The organism is Paenimyroides aestuarii, from assembly GCF_024628805.1.
GTDB classification, from domain to species: Bacteria; Bacteroidota; Bacteroidia; order Flavobacteriales; family Flavobacteriaceae; genus Flavobacterium; species Flavobacterium aestuarii_A.
Genome location: NZ_CP102382.1, coordinates 1,804,437 through 1,823,005, shown reverse-complemented (window position 1 = coordinate 1,823,005; position 18,569 = coordinate 1,804,437). Strand labels below are relative to the sequence as shown.

Annotated in this window: 17 protein-coding genes; 12 read left to right on the top strand and 5 right to left on the bottom strand. The window is 33.5% G+C overall.

Annotated features, from left to right (window positions below; all coding sequences use genetic code 11):
* Positions 1-29: 29 nt before the first annotated feature.
* Together NPX36_RS08750 and NPX36_RS08745 are read left to right on the top strand one after the other, a co-directional pair.
* Entirely contained in the window at positions 30-2,132 is a 2,103-nt protein-coding gene (locus tag NPX36_RS08750) for a peptide MFS transporter (protein ID WP_257498358.1), read from the top strand.
* Between the two features lie 83 nt (positions 2,133-2,215).
* Positions 2,216-2,671: a thioredoxin family protein gene (locus NPX36_RS08745; RefSeq protein ID WP_257498357.1), complete on the top strand. Its 456-nt coding sequence runs from the start codon at positions 2,216-2,218 to the stop codon at positions 2,669-2,671.
* On the opposite strand, the gene NPX36_RS08740 is transcribed toward NPX36_RS08745, so the two are convergent.
* The 5 genes from NPX36_RS08740 to surE all read right to left on the bottom strand — a co-directional run bounded on the left by NPX36_RS08740 (position 2,650) and on the right by surE (position 7,539).
* Complete coding sequence (locus tag NPX36_RS08740; protein WP_257498356.1) at positions 2,650-4,638, bottom strand: ComEC/Rec2 family competence protein; 1,989 nt, start codon at positions 4,636-4,638, stop codon at positions 2,650-2,652. The genes NPX36_RS08745 and NPX36_RS08740 overlap by 22 nt on opposite strands.
* 51 nt (positions 4,639-4,689) lie before the next feature.
* Positions 4,690-5,298 (bottom strand): C40 family peptidase, encoded by a 609-nt coding sequence (locus tag NPX36_RS08735; RefSeq protein WP_257498355.1) that lies wholly within the window; start codon positions 5,296-5,298, stop codon positions 4,690-4,692.
* Positions 5,299-5,378: 80 nt separating this feature from the next.
* The gene (gene lpxB / locus NPX36_RS08730) at positions 5,379-6,497 is read right to left on the bottom strand and encodes a lipid-A-disaccharide synthase (protein ID WP_257498354.1); all 1,119 of its coding nucleotides are present in this window, start codon (positions 6,495-6,497) and stop codon (positions 5,379-5,381) included.
* Complete coding sequence (locus NPX36_RS08725; RefSeq protein WP_257498353.1) at positions 6,497-6,772, bottom strand: hypothetical protein; 276 nt, start codon at positions 6,770-6,772, stop codon at positions 6,497-6,499. Before NPX36_RS08725 ends, lpxB begins: the two co-directional genes overlap by 1 nt.
* The gene (gene surE, locus NPX36_RS08720) at positions 6,772-7,539 is read right to left on the bottom strand and encodes a 5'/3'-nucleotidase SurE (RefSeq protein ID WP_257498352.1); all 768 of its coding nucleotides are present in this window, start codon (positions 7,537-7,539) and stop codon (positions 6,772-6,774) included. The genes NPX36_RS08725 and surE overlap by 1 nt, the downstream gene beginning before the upstream one ends.
* A 202-nt stretch (positions 7,540-7,741) precedes the next feature.
* Between surE and NPX36_RS08715 the strand changes: the two genes are divergently transcribed.
* From NPX36_RS08715 to NPX36_RS08670, 10 genes are all read left to right on the top strand, one after another.
* Positions 7,742-9,835: a carboxy terminal-processing peptidase gene (locus NPX36_RS08715; RefSeq protein ID WP_257498351.1), complete on the top strand. Its 2,094-nt coding sequence runs from the start codon at positions 7,742-7,744 to the stop codon at positions 9,833-9,835.
* A gap of 6 nt (positions 9,836-9,841) precedes the next feature.
* A complete protein-coding gene (locus tag NPX36_RS08710; protein WP_257498350.1) occupies positions 9,842-10,945 on the top strand; it encodes an ABC transporter permease in 1,104 nt (367 codons plus the stop codon).
* 83 nt (positions 10,946-11,028) lie between these two features.
* A complete protein-coding gene (locus NPX36_RS08705; RefSeq protein ID WP_257498349.1) occupies positions 11,029-11,745 on the top strand; it encodes a hypothetical protein in 717 nt (238 codons plus the stop codon).
* A gap of 429 nt (positions 11,746-12,174) precedes the next feature.
* The gene (locus NPX36_RS08700) at positions 12,175-12,654 is read left to right on the top strand and encodes a hypothetical protein (RefSeq protein ID WP_257498348.1); all 480 of its coding nucleotides are present in this window, start codon (positions 12,175-12,177) and stop codon (positions 12,652-12,654) included.
* A 1-nt stretch (position 12,655) separates the two neighbouring features.
* The gene (locus tag NPX36_RS08695; protein ID WP_257498347.1) at positions 12,656-13,015 is read left to right on the top strand and encodes a hypothetical protein; all 360 of its coding nucleotides are present in this window, start codon (positions 12,656-12,658) and stop codon (positions 13,013-13,015) included.
* A gap of 400 nt (positions 13,016-13,415) precedes the next feature.
* Positions 13,416-14,105 carry a hypothetical protein gene (locus tag NPX36_RS08690; RefSeq protein ID WP_257498346.1) on the top strand — a complete coding sequence of 230 codons (690 nt, stop codon included), beginning with the start codon at positions 13,416-13,418 and terminating at the stop codon, positions 14,103-14,105.
* A 332-nt stretch (positions 14,106-14,437) separates the two neighbouring features.
* Complete coding sequence (locus NPX36_RS08685) at positions 14,438-15,322, top strand: hypothetical protein (RefSeq protein WP_257498345.1); 885 nt, start codon at positions 14,438-14,440, stop codon at positions 15,320-15,322.
* 594 nt (positions 15,323-15,916) lie between these two features.
* Positions 15,917-16,603 carry a hypothetical protein gene (locus NPX36_RS08680; RefSeq protein ID WP_257498344.1) on the top strand — a complete coding sequence of 229 codons (687 nt, stop codon included), beginning with the start codon at positions 15,917-15,919 and terminating at the stop codon, positions 16,601-16,603.
* 274 nt (positions 16,604-16,877) lie between these two features.
* The gene (locus NPX36_RS08675; RefSeq protein WP_257498343.1) at positions 16,878-17,432 is read left to right on the top strand and encodes an REP-associated tyrosine transposase; all 555 of its coding nucleotides are present in this window, start codon (positions 16,878-16,880) and stop codon (positions 17,430-17,432) included.
* Between the two features lie 155 nt (positions 17,433-17,587).
* Complete coding sequence (locus tag NPX36_RS08670; RefSeq protein WP_257498342.1) at positions 17,588-18,544, top strand: hypothetical protein; 957 nt, start codon at positions 17,588-17,590, stop codon at positions 18,542-18,544.
* Positions 18,545-18,569 lie beyond the last annotated feature (25 nt).

Below are 18,569 nucleotides of genomic sequence, written 5' to 3'. Positions count from 1 at the left end.
ACTTTAATAAAAACAATAAAACAATATTAATGGCAACAGAAACAGCTAATCCAGATTTTTTTAAATCGAAAGTTTTAGGACATCCTTCAGGATTATTCGTTCTTTTCTTTACCGAAATGTGGGAACGTTTTTCATTTTATGGAATGCGAGTTCTATTGATTAATTTCCTAACAATGGCAATCATTGGGGTAAACCCTGGTTGGGAATGGTCTGCCGAAAATGCCGGTGCTTTATATGGTACCTATGCAATGCTACTTTACATTACCCCAATTTTTGGTGGAATTATTGCTGATAAATACATTGGCTATCGATGGGCTGTAGTTATCGGCTCAATTATTATGACATTAGGGCACGCATCGATGGCATTTGATACAGAAATTTCACTATACTTGGGATTAGGCTTATTAGTTATTGGTACCGGATTTTTTAAACCAAACATGACATCTATCCTATCCGAAATGTATAAAGCATTCCCTGAAAAGAAAGACGGCGCTTATACCATTTTCTATATGGGTGTAAATGCAGGTGCGTTTTTTGGAATGATGCTTTGTGGATATTTAGCTGAAAACGTTGGTTGGCATTGGGGCTTTGGTTTAGCAGGTATTTTCATGTTATTAGGTACTTTACAATTTTGGTTGGCTAAACCACTATTCGGAAATATTGGCGAAGTACCATCAAAAGAAGCGCGTTTAAAAGCAGAGGAAGATGCTAAAAATTCTACCAACGAAGAGGATAAAAGAAATCCTTTCACTATGTGGGATAAAATTTTAATTGTAATTACATCTGTTATAGGTTTGCTTTACGCAATTAACGACCCACTTGCTAAGATTGGAAATATCGATTTGTTCAAAGCTTTAGAAATTAATGAAAAATTTACAGGACAGAATGTAGCGATTATAATTGCATTAATCCTTTTCTTAGTTTTAGTTATTGGTCGTATGCTACGATATACAAAAGTGGTGCGCGATCGTATGATTGCTGTAATTATCTTTGCTTTTTTTGTAATTTTCTTCTGGATGAGTTTTGAACAAGGAGCTACTTCATTAGTACTTTTTGCTCGTGATAATACCCAAAGAATCTTGTCAGGAAATTCTGCGTTGATATTTAACATTGTAAACACCATACTTACAATTGCACCACTATTAATCGTTTCATGGGTACTATATCTACTTGCAAAACAAACCATTAAGAGAGTTTTTTGGTCAAATATTGTATTGATCATTTGTTTCTTAGGTGTTTGGGGGGTTGCAGGATGGATGTTAAACAAAGATTGGACATCACACGCTTATGAAATTAAATACAATGCATTAAAAGTCGCTGATATTGATGAAAAAACAAATCAACAAAAGAAAGACGAAAAAGGAGCACTTGTTTACAAATATATTCCTGTATCAGAAGCTTATGAAGCAAATCCAAACGACGTAATTGAAGAAAAAACTTTTGTTATTGCTACAAAAGAAACCTATGTTGTGGGCGATCAAATAAAAGTACACGAAGAAGCGGGTGGTAAATTTGTAAATTTAACTACTGAGCAAGAAAACAAAATACGCGCAGATTACAATTCAAAAAACAGAACATCTAAAATTGTTCAGGCTGAAATCAAAGAAGTAAGAGACAATCAGGTGGAAATAACCGTTTCGTGGTTCTCAATTCTAAACTCGTTTTTCATCATAGCATTTGCGTCATTTATTTCAAAAATATGGGATTCTAAATACAACCCACCTGCAGCTGTTAAATACGGAATGGGCTTAATTGTTATGGCAATCGGTTTTGGACTTTTAGCTTTTGGTTCCTATGGTGTTCAAGAAGGTGTAAAAGTTTCAATGATTTGGTTAATCTTAGCTTATCTCTTCCATACATTGGGTGAGCTGTGTTTATCACCGGTAGGTTTATCGTATGTTTCTAAATTGGTACCTGCCCGCATGATTGCCTTTATGTTTGGTATGTGGTACTTAGCAATTGCAATTGGTAATAAACTTGCCGCAATTTTAGGAGGTCAAATCGAAAATATCACTAAAGAATATTCGTTATCAACTTTCTTCCTTATTTTTACAATTGTTCCAATTGTAGCAGGATTAATAGTGATGTCGTTAAATCCACTATTAAAAAAATTAATGCACGGTGTGAAATAGGCACACTTTTTGAAAATAACAAATCCGGTAGTTTTTATGAACTATCGGATTTTTTTTTATATTTACATTCAAATATTATAACAATGAGAAAAAGCATTCTACTAGTTTTATTTACAATGACTTGTTTTTTAAGTCAGGCACAAGAAATTAAATGGATGAGCATGAAAGATGCTCTGGCTGCACAGAAAAAAAATAAGAAACCTATTTTTATCGATGCATACACTGTGTGGTGTGGTCCATGCAAAATGTTAGATAAAAACACATTTTCCGATCCAAAAGTTGCTAAAACAATCAACGAAAAGTTCAATCCTGTAAAATTTAACGCCGAAGGAAACGAAGAAATTCAATTTGGGGGTAAATTATTTAAGAACCCAGGTTATCAAGAAGCTCGAAAAAACTCCAGAAACGGATTGCATGAATTTGCACAATTTATTGGTGTTCAAGCTTATCCTGATATGATTATTTTGGATAAAGACGGAAAAAAAATTAAAGACATTTTGGGTTATCGTACCCCAGATCAGTTATTGTCTGAGTTATAATTGATATTAAAACTTCCCTTGTTGCGCATATCGTGGCAAGGGATTTTTATCTTCTTCAAATACGCAGCATACTCTTCGTTTAAATATCCATAGTTACTGCTGTGCAAAATTACTTGTTTTGGTTGGGTATAAGCAATTAACCGCTCTATGTTTACTTTGGCGTTCTGATGCAAAACCAAATAATCTACTTTTTTAGAGGGATAAACCGCTAAACTGTCAATAATAAGCCAACTGTTGTTGTTGATTGTAAAACTATTGCACAATGAGTCTGTTTTCTTTTGCTTGATTCCATTGTGCAGCAAATAGTTCTTAATGCTGGATTGTGCAATTGGTGAAGCATTTCCAATTTGTGCTATACAAGTTCCTGATCTATTCAAAAAAACCACATTTGTTCGATCTGCAACCAATACCAATTCACTTGTTGAATTGTTCCTATATACCTTTTGAATACTTGCTAATTGAAAACTAATAAGCAAACACATAGACAATAAAATCTTTCGATTTTGTTTATTTTGGAAATACCAAAAAACGCTCATGACAAACAAGAATGCAGTTATAGCCTGCAAACTGCTAAAATGCACATCGAATGCTTTCATTGGAAATAAAGTATTGAGTTTAGCCAATGTATTAAAACACAAATTGCTTACAAATTCCAAAACAATAGTTCCATAGCTTGCGAATTTCAACCAAATAAAACTGACTATTAATTGCGAAAACCACGAGGTCAACAAAGCGGTTGCAATTGGTACAGCTATTAAATTGCCCAATAAGAACAAAATAGGCACTTGGTTAAAATAGTACACACTTATGGGCAAAATACCCAATTGTGCCACCAAAGATATACCGATTAACTGTGTAAAATAATTGATGATGGGGTTATTAAATGTGAAAAAACGCTGAATAACCGGAAAGCAAAAAACAATTGAGAAAACAGCCGCATAACTTAACTGAAATCCGATATCAAACAAGTAATTAGGCGCTACCAATAAAATCAACAGCATACTGCTTGCTAAAATGTTATAAGTGATAACCCTTCGCTCAAAAACAGTACCAAATAACACTAAAATACACATAAGCGATGCCCGTACCACCGACCCTGCAAGCCCCGCCATGAAACTAAACATAATTAAAAACAACACTAAAACCAGCACAATTAACTTTGCTGGAACGCGCATTTGTTTTAAGACGTAGTTTAACGTGGAAAACAAAATAAACACATGCAAGCCCGAGACTGCCAAGATATGCATGATACCAAAATCTTTGAATTGGTTTTGCAAATTGGTATCTAAATTATTTTTAACACCAAAAAGCAATGCTTCTACAAAACCTTTTGTTTGATCAGCATAACCCATCTTGGAAAACTGTTCCATTAAAAGGCTTCTAAAATCGGCAATTTTTGAAATTACAGAATGCTCCTTTCCTATCAAAACTGCCGGATAATAAGAAGCTATTTGGTAATGAATATTTTTTTGTTTCAGATAGTTTTTATAATCAAAATCATAGGGATTTCTAGGGTATGGCACTTCTTTTATGGAGCCTACAATTTTGTAAACTTCACCCACTTTTGGCGTTTTTTGTTTGTTGGAAAATGTAACCAATACAGTAGGTTGCTGCGGGTGTGAAACTAAATCGGCATATATGCGATGCGAATAAGTATTCGATTTTAACACACGAATTGTTTTTACAGAAAATTCCGATTCATTTAATTGTTGCACCTCGATTTTCTTATTTGCCAAACGATGAAACACAAAACCCAAGGCAATAAAAAGGTTACATACCGCAATAAGTGTAAAAAAATTATAGTTTTTATGGAATCCTTTATTGTATTGCATCAAAATAAAGAACCCAAATAACAACAAAGCAATTGCACCAAAAATCAAGGCAAACTGAAGCGATAGCCCAGTATATAAGCTACAAAAAATCCCACTAACATATGAAAATGTAATGGGATAAATTGGATATTTCATTACTTTATTCATTAAAATAAAGATATGAAAAATTGAATATTAAATAACTAACTATAATACTTGTCTGTCGTACACACGGTTTATTTGCACAAACCCTCTGCTGTAATAGGCTTCTTTTGTTGAATTGATAGAAACACCTTTTGAAGTAGCCGAGTGAATGAATTTAATATCATCACCGTTTACTTCGATTACGATACCTACGTGATTTATTACGCGAGATCCTCCGTTTTTAAAGAAGATCAAATCGCCTGGTTTTGCTTCTGAAGCTGCCACACGCTCACCGCGCGATGCCATTTCTCTGGAAGTTCTTGGAAGGTTGATGTTGAACTGATCGAATGCAGATTTAACAAATCCCGAGCAATCCATACCCGAGCGTGACATGCCGCCCCATTGGTATCTGATTCCCTGATAATCATTTGCCACATTGAGCAATTGTTCCGTTAAATAGCAATACTTCTTTCTTTCAACTTTTTTTGATGGTTTGTCTAACTCATCATCAATTGCGTTCATTTTTTTGTTAATGTTTGCAATTGTAGCTTCTTCTTTTGCTTTTTGTGATGTTGTGGTCACAGTAGTGGTTTTTTTAGCTGTTTGAGCCGATACCTCTGTGGTTAAACATACAGCAATCAACGTTGCGAACGTTAAAGCCAAATTTTTCATTAATTAATATTTTGAAATAGAATTTATAATCTTTGCTTTGGTATATCACAAATATAGGCGATTTAATTTTCTTAACCTTCTTAAACAACTCTTAAAGTTTTCTTAATTATGTTGATAACTCGCTCACTTGCACCACCCCCTCCTAACCTTTCACTTAATTCACGGTACTTAGCGAGCATTTCATCTCTTTTAGGATTGTTAATAACTTTATCAAATTCTTTTTTTATGGTAGCTGTATTGCAGTTGTTTTGAATCAATTCGGTAACAATTTCCTCATCCATAATTAAATTTACCAACGAAATATATTTCAATTTAATAATTCGCTTTGCAATTTGGTACGATAGTTCATTTCCTTTGTAAACCACTACTTGCGGTACATGAAACAAAGCGGTTTCTAAAGTTGCTGTACCCGAAGTTACCAAGGCCGCATAGGCATTGTTCAGTAAATTATAAGTATCGTTTAAAATAAGTTTTACGTTTTCTTGCTTAATGAACTGCTTGTAAAAATCGATACTTAAACTTGGCGCGCCCGCAATCACAAATTGAAACTGAGGATAATCATTTACAATACGCAACATTTCAATAAGCAAACGTGAAATTTCTTGTGTTCTACTTCCGGGCAATAAAGCAATGATTGGGCGATCGTCTAACTGATGTTTTGCTCGAAAATCTATCGCTTCATTTTTTTTAAATTGCTCAATAGCATCTAAAAGTGGATGCCCCACATAATGTACCTTATATTGATGTTTTTGTTCATAAAAATCTTTTTCAAAAGGCAAAATAGTGTACATGTGGTCCACATCGCGTTTTATTGCTTTAATGCGGTTCTCTTTCCATGCCCAAATTTGTGGAGAAATATAATAATGAGTGCTGAAACCATGTTTTTTTGCCCATTTTGCAATACGCATATTAAACCCTGGATAATCAATAAAAATAAGCACATCAGGTTTAAAAGTAGCTATATCTTTTTTGCAAAGCGCAATATTTTTCAGAATGGTTCTTAAATTAGCAAGCACTTCTGCAAAGCCCATAAAAGCCAAGTCTTTGTAATGTTTCACCAAAGTGCCACCTACTTGTTGCATTAAATCGCCGCCCCAAAAACGCACTTCGGCATTGGGTTCTTCTTTGTAAAGGGCTTTCATTAAATTGGCGCCATGCAAATCGCCCGATGCTTCGCCTGCAATAATATAATATTTCATTACCCTAAAATAATATAGAAACCTATTATAATGAATGAAAAAATCACACCTCGGGCACTAAAATAGTTTTCCCGGTTCAGAAAAAAGTAAAAAAGGGCAATATTGGGTATCGATCCTAAAGAAAATGCTTTAGAAGCCACACTACTCATGCTAAAAATCACCATTTCTTGCAGCGGATTCATCCCTGTAAATAAGCGAAAAAGAATGCATCCAAAAACGAACGAAAGCAGCAATGCTACAAATGTTCCCAATAAAAATTTTAAAAACTTGTTCATTATAATTCCCATGTGTTTAGTTGCTGCATGGCGTGGTATGCAGTTAAATCGTATTGTACAGGCACTACCGCAATGTATCCGTTTGCCAACGCCCATTCATCTGTATCATTGCCTTTGTCGTGGTTTACAAATGTGCCGGTGAGCCAATAATATTTTTTTCCGTGCGGATTAACGCGTTCATCAAACTTTTCTACCCAAGTAGCTTTTGCTTGTCGGCAAATTTTTATGCCTTTAATGTTCTTTTCTGCCAATTTCGGAAAGTTCACATTTAAAACCACGCCTTCTGGCAAACCATTCTTAATGGTTTCTTCGGTGATTTGTTTCACAAATTTCTTAATAGGCTCAAAATCGGCATTCCAACTAAAATCGGCTAATGAAAACCCAATGGCTGGAACACCACTCATACCCGCCTCTACTGCAGCAGACATGGTTCCAGAATAAATCACGTTCGACGCCGAATTGGATCCATGATTGATTCCTGATACACAAATATCGGGTTTTGCTTTGATGATTTGGTCTATCGCAATTTTCACACAATCAACCGGAGTTCCCGAACAAGCAAATTCTTTAATTCCGTCTTTATCAATATAAACTTGTTCCAAAAAAAGGGTGTTATTTACGGTAATGGCATGTCCCATCCCAGATTGCGGACTGTCTGGTGCTACTACAATCACTTGCCCAATTTCTTTCATAACACTGATTAAGGTGCGAATGCCCGGAGCGGTTATTCCATCATCGTTTGTAACTAAAATCAACGGCTTTTTCATTGGATTGATTATTTGCTTTGTTGTTTGTTAAAATCCTTCTCAATTAATTCTTGTAAAAGTAATCATTTTAATCAAAAATCCGTGCATAATACCAACAGACGAATAATTGTTAACAAAATTTTATTTAAGCTTTAGTAGTTTTTATACACAGATTTTATTTACTTTAGTTGAAAATTTATTGATGACTGCTATTTGGCAATTTATGAAAAGAAATTATAAAGTATTAATACTTGTTGTGGCACTGGCTGCAGCACTATGGAGTTTTATGCCTTCTAAAAAGGCAAATACGCCTGATCCGGAAAAAGAAGCGTTTTTAATGGGAGTTTTGAATTTTGTGTTGACCAATGCACACTACCACCCTGCCGATTTGAACGATGCCTTTTCTGAAAAGGTTTACAATAATTATTTAAAAGTAATCGACGGAAATAAACGCTACCTTCTTCAAAGTGATATCGATGGTTTTGAGAAATACAAAAACGATTTAGACGACCAGTTTAAAGAACAGCGCATTACTTTTTTCAACGAAAGTTATCCGGTTTTTCAATCGCGCATAAAAGAAGCTAAAATCTATTACAAAGAAATCTTATCCAAACCATTAGATTTCACCGTAACAGAATCTATCGATACCGATTATGAAAAACAACCGTTTGCAAAAACCAAAGAAGAGCTTAAAGAACGCTGGCGCAAACAGTTAAAACTAAATGTTTTATCGAGCATTGAAGACAAAATGAAGCTTCAAGAAAACGATTCTATTGGCAAAGAACCGAAAAAATCGTTTGTAGAATTAGAAAAAGAAGCGCGCGAAACCACTTTAAAATCATTGAACGAATTTTTTGAATTTTTTGAAGAAATATCTCGCGAAGAATGGTTGTCGGTCTATATCAATACTATTTTAGAGCAATTTGACCCACATACCAATTATTTGGCTCCGGATGACAAACAAAAGTTCGATGAAAGCATGACGGGTTCTATGGAAGGAATTGGTGCACAGCTTCGCAAAAAAGATCAAAATACCGAAATTACCGAAATAATTCCGGGAGGTCCTGCAATGCGACAAGGCGAATTGGAAAATGGCGATATTATTTTGAAAGTAGCCCAAGGCGATGACGAACCAGTAGATATTGCTGGGATGCGTTTGGATAAAGTGGTTAAAATGATCAAGGGCAAAAAAGGCACAGTAGTAAAATTAACCGTGAAAAAAGTAGATGGATCGGTGAAAATTATTGCAATTACCCGCGATCAATTCGAAATTGAAGACACTTTTGCAAAATCATCGGTTATTGAAACTCCTGAAGGCAAATACGGAATGATTCATCTTCCCAAATTTTATATCAATTTTGAAAATAAAGAAAACCGCGATGCTTTTAAAGATGTTGCCAAAGAATTGGAATATTTAAAAGAACAAAAAGTGGAAGGAATCATTATCGATTTAAGAAACAACGGTGGTGGTTCGCTACAAACGGTGGTGGATATGGTTGGCTTGTTCATTCCGCAAGGACCTGTGGTGCAGGTAAAAGCAAAATCGGGCGAAAGCGATGTGCTTTACGACCGCGACAACAAAACGCAATGGACAGGACCTTTAGTGGTTTTAATCAACAATTATTCGGCTTCGGCATCAGAAATTTTTGCAGCTGCCATTCAAGATTACAACCGTGGATTAATTTTGGGGTCTAAACATTCATTTGGCAAAGGAACTGTTCAAAATTTATTAGATTTAAACCGATTTGGCAACAAGAAAATTGGCGATTTGGGTGCTATGAAATTCACAAGTCAAAAGTTTTATCGCGTAAACGGCGGATCTACCCAATTGCAAGGTGTGGAAAGCGATATTATTTTACCAGACCGTTTCTTGTATGTGGATACAGGCGAACGCGATAACGACAATGCTATGGAGTGGGATAAAATTGCAAAAGCAAAATACAATATTTTTGACTATAAATTTGCGCCGGTGATTGATAGAAGCAAAAAACGAATCGCAGCAAACAAAGAATTTAGACTGATTGACGAAAGCGCTAAATGGGTTAAAGCACAACAGGAAGACAATACGTTTCCGCTGAAATATGAAGATTATTTAGAAAAATCGAAACAATTAGAAGAGCATTCTAAAAAATTCAATGCCTTGAAAGACTATAAAAACAGTTTAATCTTTAAATCGTTGCCCCACGAAGAAGCGTTGGTTAAAAACGACACCGTGTTGCAAAACAAACGCAAGCGTTGGTTTAAAAACTTAAACAACGATGTGTATGTAGAAGAAGCTGTAAATGTTTTAAATGATATAAAGACTCTTAAAAAATAACGCAAAGTGTTTAAAAAATTTGTTGCGGCAAATAAAAAAGCGCTCCAAAAATTCAAACGAAATTCTTGGGGCGTTTTTTCATTAGCCTTTATAGTAATTTTAACGTTCATAGCCCTTTTTGCGTATGTGATTGCACCCGACAACACTATAAATGCAAACAATGGCGATGTGTCAATCAGTACCCAAAAACCTGGTTTCACCGTGCAAACCATCAATATTCCACTGCAAAACACTGCCAAAACATCGGTATTTGATTTTTTTACCGGCAAAGCCATAAAAGAGCAGTTTATCCCCATACTGTCGTATCAATTTAAAGGCGATACGCTTTATTACAACGAATTTTCGATCGATCCTGCCACCTCTCAAACAAAGTATATACTCACAAACCGCTTCCCTACGACCAATCATCAATTGATTGAAGAAAACCATATTCAAACCAAAAAATATTGGCTGGGCACCGATAACCAAGGACGCGATTATTTAAGCAGATTGCTTGTTGGTGCACGTGTTTCATTGGCAATTGGTTTTGTAGCCGTTTTTATTTCCTTGATTATTGGCATTTCATTGGGAGCCGTTGCAGGCTATTTCGGTGGAAAAACCGATGCCTTTATCCTATGGTTAATCAACGTGATCTGGTCTATCCCTACCCTTTTGCTGGTTATTGCCATTACATTGGCTCTTGGCAAAGGGTTTTGGCAAGTTTTTATTGCCGTTGGTTTAACCATGTGGGTAGAAGTAGCCCGAGTGGTTCGCGGGCAAGTAATGAGCGTAAAACAAATGCAGTATGTAACCGCAGCACGTGCGCTGGGTTTCTCTGACATGCGCATTATTTTTAAACACATTATTCCTAATATCATGGCACCAGTTATTGTGATTTCTGCAGCCAATTTTGCATCGGCAATTCTGGTAGAAAGTGGTTTAAGCTTTTTAGGTTTGGGCGCACAAGTACCCGTGCCAAGTTGGGGCGGCATGATTAAAGAACACTATAACTACATTATTTTGGGTAAACCGCATTTGGCATTGATCCCCGGATTGGCAATGTGTATGGTGGTTGTTGCTTTTATGATGATTGGCAACGCACTGCGCGATGCATTGGATGTGAAGGGGTAGGTTTTACAAAAGCAAAATGTTATTCTAGCAGAGGAATTTTAGAATTGATTTGTATATTTGATTTTCAAACATTTTTTTTAACAATGTATAAAGAACATAAAGAATTCAAAATTGATAATACTAAAGATTTACCTTTATGGAGATATATGGATTTTTGGAAATTCTTAAAGTTAATTAATTCTTCAAAAATTTTCTTTCCAAGTGTTGAAATGATGGGTGACCAAAACGAAGGTAAAATCCCTGAAAAAATTTATGAATTAATGGTTCAACAAGATAAGGCACTGCGTAGAGAAAATAATTTTGCACAAAATTACAAAGATTATATTGAACAAAGGTTACGCAAAAAAATTCTAATATTATCCTGGAACGCAAATCATAATGAATCATTTGCGCTATGGAAAATGTATGCAAAAGAAAAATTAGGAATAGCAATAAAAACAACCTTTGAAAGACTTAAAAAATCATTTGAAGATGCTGAGGAAAACATTTACATTGGAGAAGTAAGATACTATGATAATAACAATCCTTCATACATTACAGGCAACGCATTTTATACCTTCTTAAACAAACACAACTATTATGAATTTGAGAAAGAAGTTAGATGTATCATTCAAATTAAAAATGATGACACTACAACTTCAAAGAACATCAGAGTTGATTTGAAAGAATTAATCGAAGAAATTTATATAACACCCTTTGCTGAAAAAACAGGACTTATTGAAATAATTGAATACTTAAGAGATAAAAATAAATTAGATTTTAAAATTTCTATTTCTGGAGTAAATGACAATTGGATTTAATAAACTAATTCCCCACTACGCACGAATCTCCCGATACCGCACGAATCCTTTCGTGTGGTTCTAAACAAAACGTATTTTAATTATATTTGATAGAAATCAGATATGAGTAGAAATTATAAATTCTACAACCCGATCGCGCGGATTTGCAATCCGTGTGTTAAATAAAAAGTTCATTGAAATAAAAGTTTAGTATCCCCGATCGCGCGGATTTGCAATCCGTGCGTTAAATAAAAAATAAAAGTGTAGTATGTCAACAAAATACAAAGCAACAGATAGTAGCAGTGCCTATTTTATAACCATAACAACAGTAAAATTGTATAGATAAAGTCACGGATTGCAAATCCGCGACATCGGGGCAATACAACATTCCAAACTTTAGGCAAAGATTACAATGCTTTTAAATCTGCCAATGCTACAATTGATAATCAAATGAGAGCAATGTATAACACAGTTTCAGACGCAGATAATTTTTTACCAGGTGTTGTAAATTCAGGAAGCACGAATCCTGTTAAGGTTACGGCAAATCAAGGCGATAAATTTTATAAAATTGTTCCTAAAGGAAATAATATAAATAGCCCATCTCCTTATTATTTGAGCGAAGCAGAGTATCAATGGATAAAAGCAAATCCATCACAATTAGAGCAAAAATTAGGATTACCCTTGAGTAGCGTAAATGCTGAATATGATGTATTCACAATAACTTCAAAGGCAAACAATAATGTATTGTTTCAATCAACGGTAGCTCCAACCAAACAATTTGCAAATGCAACACCTAATGTTGTTTATAATACGACAGGCGGACGAACACAGTCTTTAATAATAAATAATGGGAAAACTAATTTGTGGGAAAAATCGACAGCACCTATTGAAACCTTAACCCCGAATAGTCTACCTCAAATAGGAAATTAAAATGTTAGAAGAAGTAAAAATTAAATTAGAACAATACGAAATTTTAAATGATATACATCAATTTAAATTAATACTTGACGCTTCAAAAATCTTTATAGATTGTTTGCCAAATGGCGTTACTAATACATCTGAATTGAATTTAGGAATTGAATTATTTAGAAAGTTGATGAGTATTACAATGGTTACATCACTGCATCAGTATGAATATAATTATGATTTACAAAACGATATTCTGTATAAAAAACTTGCTGTGTTTAGGCTTTGTATTCCTGAAAGTCATAAGAATTTACGAGGGCTGACTGAAATGTTAGTAGGTATGCGAGAAAATGAGATGGATGACATAATAAAAAAAATGAGGTAATGAGGGTGAACGTACCCGATCGCGCGGATTTGCAATCCGTGTGTTAAATAAAAAGTCCCGATCGCGCGGATTTGCAATCCGTGCGTTAAATAAAAAATAAAAGTGTAGTATGTCAACAAAATACAAAGCAACCGATAGTAGCAGTGCCTATTTTATAACCATAACAACAGTAGAATTGTATAGATAAAGTCACGGATTGCAAATCCGCGACATCGGGAATTGAGGTAGTGTTTATCGGGTAGATATAGGCACGGGTGGGCAAGCTCAAAATGCTTTTGGCACGCAAGAGTTTATTAACGGAAAGGCACAAATTCAATTAGAAACAGGTGTTGAGTTTTGGGTAAATACCAATAATACTGATTTTACACAATATTTAATAAGATCAAGAATAAAATAGAAGATGAATTATAGTGAAGTAAAAAAAGAACTTAAAAAAGAGTTTGAAAGTTTTTTAAAGCCTTTAGGATTTAAATCTAAAAGTGACCCGCAGGGTTATAATTTTTCATGTATAAATGATATTCAATTTCTAAAGGTAGGGTTTGGTGTAGCAAATTATATTGATGAGTTTAAAACATCTTGCTCTATTGGACTTGGAATTTTTCCCATTCAAAAAGTAATGTTTAAAATTTTGGATGAAAAACCAGTAATTGAAAATGATTATGGAAGTACTTTGGGAATTAGAATTGCCGATTATTTTAACGTTACAAATTATGATTACAAAATCCAAACCGTAGATGATGTTAAAGAATGGGGTAAAGTGGTAAAAAAATTTTATGAAGAATATGCAGTCCCATTTTTTAAAAAGTATAATTCGGTTGATGCAATAGATAAATTGTTAAACGAAAACCCAACAGAAAAAGTAATTTATTTGGATGATCTGGGTTGGCGAATTATAAAGGGTTTAATAGCCGCAAAGCTTAATAATAACCCTAAATATAATGAGCTAAAAGATTATTATAAAGGTGAAGTCGAGGACAAATTTCAAGGTTATTTTATGTATGAAAAATGTATGAAAACCATAGATTTTTTGGATAGTCATTGTCAAGAAGAATTATTAAATATTGCAGAAGGAAAACAGAAATTCATTTAGAATCCAACCCGATCGCGCGGATTTGTAATCCGATCGCGCGGATTTGCAATCCGTGCGCTAAATAAAAGTGTAGTATGTCAACAAAATACAAAGCAACAGATAGTAGCAGTGCCTATTTTATAACCATAACAACAGTAAAATTGTATAGATAAAGTCACGGATTGCAAATCCGCGACATCGGGAATTGAGGTAGTGTTTATCGGGTAGATATAGGCACGGGTTGCAAATCCGCGCCATCGGGTTATAGATACTAAAGGAGCTTCTCTAGAAATAAAATATTTAGATGAAGCAGGTAATTTAAAAACTCAAACAAAATTTATAAATGAATAATTATGAATGAACTTGAATTAGCAAAATATATTAATACCTCGCAACCATTAAATAGGTATAGAATTTCTGATGAGATTAAAGAAATGATAAGTCACTTAGATGCTAAACAAAAAATTAATTTATTGGTTTTTTCATTTCGGAATTATGATAAAAATTACAATAAAGAATTGTGTTTAACATATACTACCTTATGGAATGAATTAGAAGAATCAGATTGGAAAAAATTAATAATAGATATGTTTCCAAGAGATGTTGAATTTATTAAAGGTAATTTAAAGGAAATTAATACATCTTCCTATTTTGATGTTTTTTTACTTAATGGAATTATCGGTGTATCACCATTTGAATTCATTTTTAATGAGGCAAGAATTAATGAGGAACAAAAGAGATCATTTATAAATTATTTAAAGTTCTATGGAAATGATTCGTTTTTTTATAATGAAAGAGAAATGATAGAAGATATTGTTAATTTTTATGAATTAGGTGTGTTTTCTGATATAGTAAAAATGAAAGAAAAGTTAATATTATGTCAATGTTTTAATACACAAGTATGTCCAATTGATTTAGATAAAAAAGTAATGGATATGATTAACGATAGGAGTTTAATTCGTGAAATCCCTCAAAATATTATTGATAGCGAAACTGAACAAGTTATATCCTATTCAATAATTTCAAGAGGTGAAATGATTATCACTTACAACAATAATACAGTAAATTTTTCAATTAAAGTTACAGGAGAATTAATATTCCAGCCTTCTACTTTTTATGCAGATTTATCTGTTTTTGAACGAGAAGTAAATCTTTCAGAAGATGTCAAAAAACATATTATAAATTTTATTGAGAATGATAGTGAAAAGACTATTGGAACCAAAATAATATTCGATTAAATGAGATTTCTAAAACTCATATCCCCGATCGCGCGGATTTAACTTCGTTCAGTCGGCTAAAGCCTCGAGTGCAATCCGTGCGCTAAATAAAAAATAAAAGTGTAGTATGTCAACAAAATACAAAGCAACAGATAGTAACAGTACCTATTTTATAACCATAACAACAGTAAAATTTTATAGATAAAGTCACGGATTGCAAATCCGCGACATCGGGGATCGATTTTGTTCAAAGTTTTCCTTTAGAAAATGACGGACAATTTGATAAACCTGTTTTTCATCAAGGTAAAATATACCTGCATGATTCTAATAATGTTTTGTATGTTTTAGAGTAGGATTTTTAAATCTGTTATAAAAGTACCCGATCGCGCGGATTTGCAATCCGTGCGCTAAATATAAAGAATAAAGAAGTTCATTGAAATAAAAGTGCAGTATGTCAACAAAATATTAAGCAACCGATAGTAGCAGTGCCTATTTTATAACCATAACAACAGTAGAATTGTATAGATAAAGTCACGGATTGCAAATCCGCGACATCGGGGTAAGATTAATGGAAATTCCTTTAAAACAGACAAAGGCATCATTCCTTATAACCAAATGATTGTAGTAAAAGTAACAGGTAGTTTTAATTTCCTAGATCAGCAATTTAAGCAAGGAGACATCTTAGTAATGCCTATGATCCAAGCATTTGCTATGAGCAATAGCAACAGGAATATTGTTGCAGAAAACTCGGCTTGGTTAGCAGTAGACGTGGCGTCTTTATTTATCGGTGTAGGTGAAGTTAAAGTTTTATTTACAGCGGGGAACTATGTGCGCAAAGCAATAATTCTAAGTGATATAATTGGTAGCTCAACAGGAGCGATAGCAACTGGGTTGAACAATGATGCTATTTCACCAGAAATGAGATCAAAAATACAACTACTCTCAATTGTTGCTTCGACCCCTCAATTACTAAAGAGCTTTAAAAAAGTTGATAATTTAATTACAGAACTTGATGGATTATATGAAATAAAAGGAGCAGAACAAGCATGGTCTTATTATTACAAAATAAGACAAGTTGTAAGGGCAGCAGGAAAATTTGATGACATTATTGAAAAATACCCAGTATTAAAATCTTTTTATAATAGTTTGGATAGCAACAGCTTAAAAGATGCGTTTAAATTGGATATTGGTGCAAAAGCAGATGACATACTTCTAGATCTTAACAAAACAGAAAATGCAGATATTTTAGAAGCTTGGAAAACCTATAGAATAAACCATATTAATGGTATTATATGTAACTAAAAATTGTAAACATGACTATAAAGAAATATATCACTCTAATATTCTTACTTTTTTCATCTGTTTTATTTGCGCAAGGGTGTTGGTTTAACAGTATGATGAATGCCATGAAAAATGGTAATCAAGAGCTTAAAACACTATTAAAGACAGATAAAGACGGTGTGTATCCATTTCAGAAGTTGTACGAAGCTCGGAAATTAGAGCTTTGCAAAGACCCGATCGCGCGGATTTGCAATCCGTGTGTTAAATAAAAAGTTCATTGAAATAAAAGTTTAGTATGCCAACAAAATATAAAGCAACCGATAGTAGCAGTGCCTATTTTATAACCATAACAACAGTAGGTTGGGTAGATATTTTTACACGGCTAAATCAAAAAAATGTAATTATAGATGCATTAAGATATTGTCAAGAACATAAAGGTTTAGAAATCTATGCTTATATTTTAATGCACAGTCATTTGCATTTGCTTTGTAAAAGTGCAGAAATCTTAACATTAGCAGAAATAATGCGAGATTTTAAAAAGTACACAAGTAAAAGAATAATAGAAACCATAATAAATGAGCCCGAAAGCAGAAGAGAATGGATGTTAAAATATTTTACCGAATCTTGCGCACATTTAAAACGACCACAGCAATACAAAGTTTGGCAAGATGGCTACCATGCAGAATCTGTTTATTCTAATTCATTTATAAAAGAGAAGATAAATTACATTCATCAAAATCCGGTAAAAGAGAAAGTGGTTGTAAATGCAGAAGATTATTATTTCAGTTCGGCACGTAATTATGCTGGTTTAGATAATGATCTGGAAATTGAGGTAGTGTTTATGGGGTAGATATAGGCACGGATTGCAAATCCGCGCTATCGGGGTGGAAGAAGCAATTGAGGGTTTACATTGAATAATAAAACAGCCCAAAAATTTGGAAAAAATAATCCAGAAGAACTTAAGGATTTAATTTTAGATAATTTTGATAAAATATTTGATATAAAATGATAAATAAAAAAATAGATAATTGTACCTATGTAAGGATTGTAAACAATTTATTGTTTTGTGATATTGATGGTATTTGTTATATGAATTGGGAAAAAACGCAAATACCAGTAGACACCATCCTGAATTCTTTCGGTGATAAAATATTTTATTACGAAAACGAATGCTTGTACGAAGTATTACCAAGTGGAACAATATTAGAAAAATTTAAATATGAACCATCTTCATACATTGAACCTATTGAAGATTATTATTTAGTTTTTAATAGAATTTCACGAAAAGAGAAAAATTATAAATTGACTAACAACGAAAAAAAAGTTATTTGGTTAGACGATGTAAATTGGGGATATAAAATTATCAAAAATATGCTTTTTCTTTTTGAAGAAAATAAAGTTTCTAAAACGAGAATAGAAGTCAAAGATTTTATTTGGCACTTCACTATTCCCAAAGGATTCAAAATATTTGGTTCTGTACAGTTTATAGACGATGTGTTGTTTTGCATAGCATATAAAGACAACCATTATCAATTGGTAACAGGTTTGGATATTGAAACAGGAACTATTTTGTATCAAAACCAATATGAGGTAACCAATGAGCGAAAATTCATTTCTGCTCATGCCTATAATCCTGTAGATAAATTGTATTATGGTTTAGGCGATGTGTATCAAATATTCAACCCCAAAACAGGTGAAATAGTATTAGAAAAGGCACTAAACGAATGCGATTCTAAAGTCATTCGTCCTTATGTTAATTCTATGTATGAAAATAAGTTGTGGTTTGTAAGTGGTAAATATGATGATGTCAAATTTGGTTGTTTGGATTTAGACACACAAGAGGTAGAATTTATACAAGATTTTCCACAAGAAAATGATGAGATGTTTGAAGCTCCTATTTATCATGAAAACAAACTATATCTAAAAGGTATTCACTATAATCAGTTGTATGTATTTGAATAAAAGTACCTCCACCCCGATTGCGCGG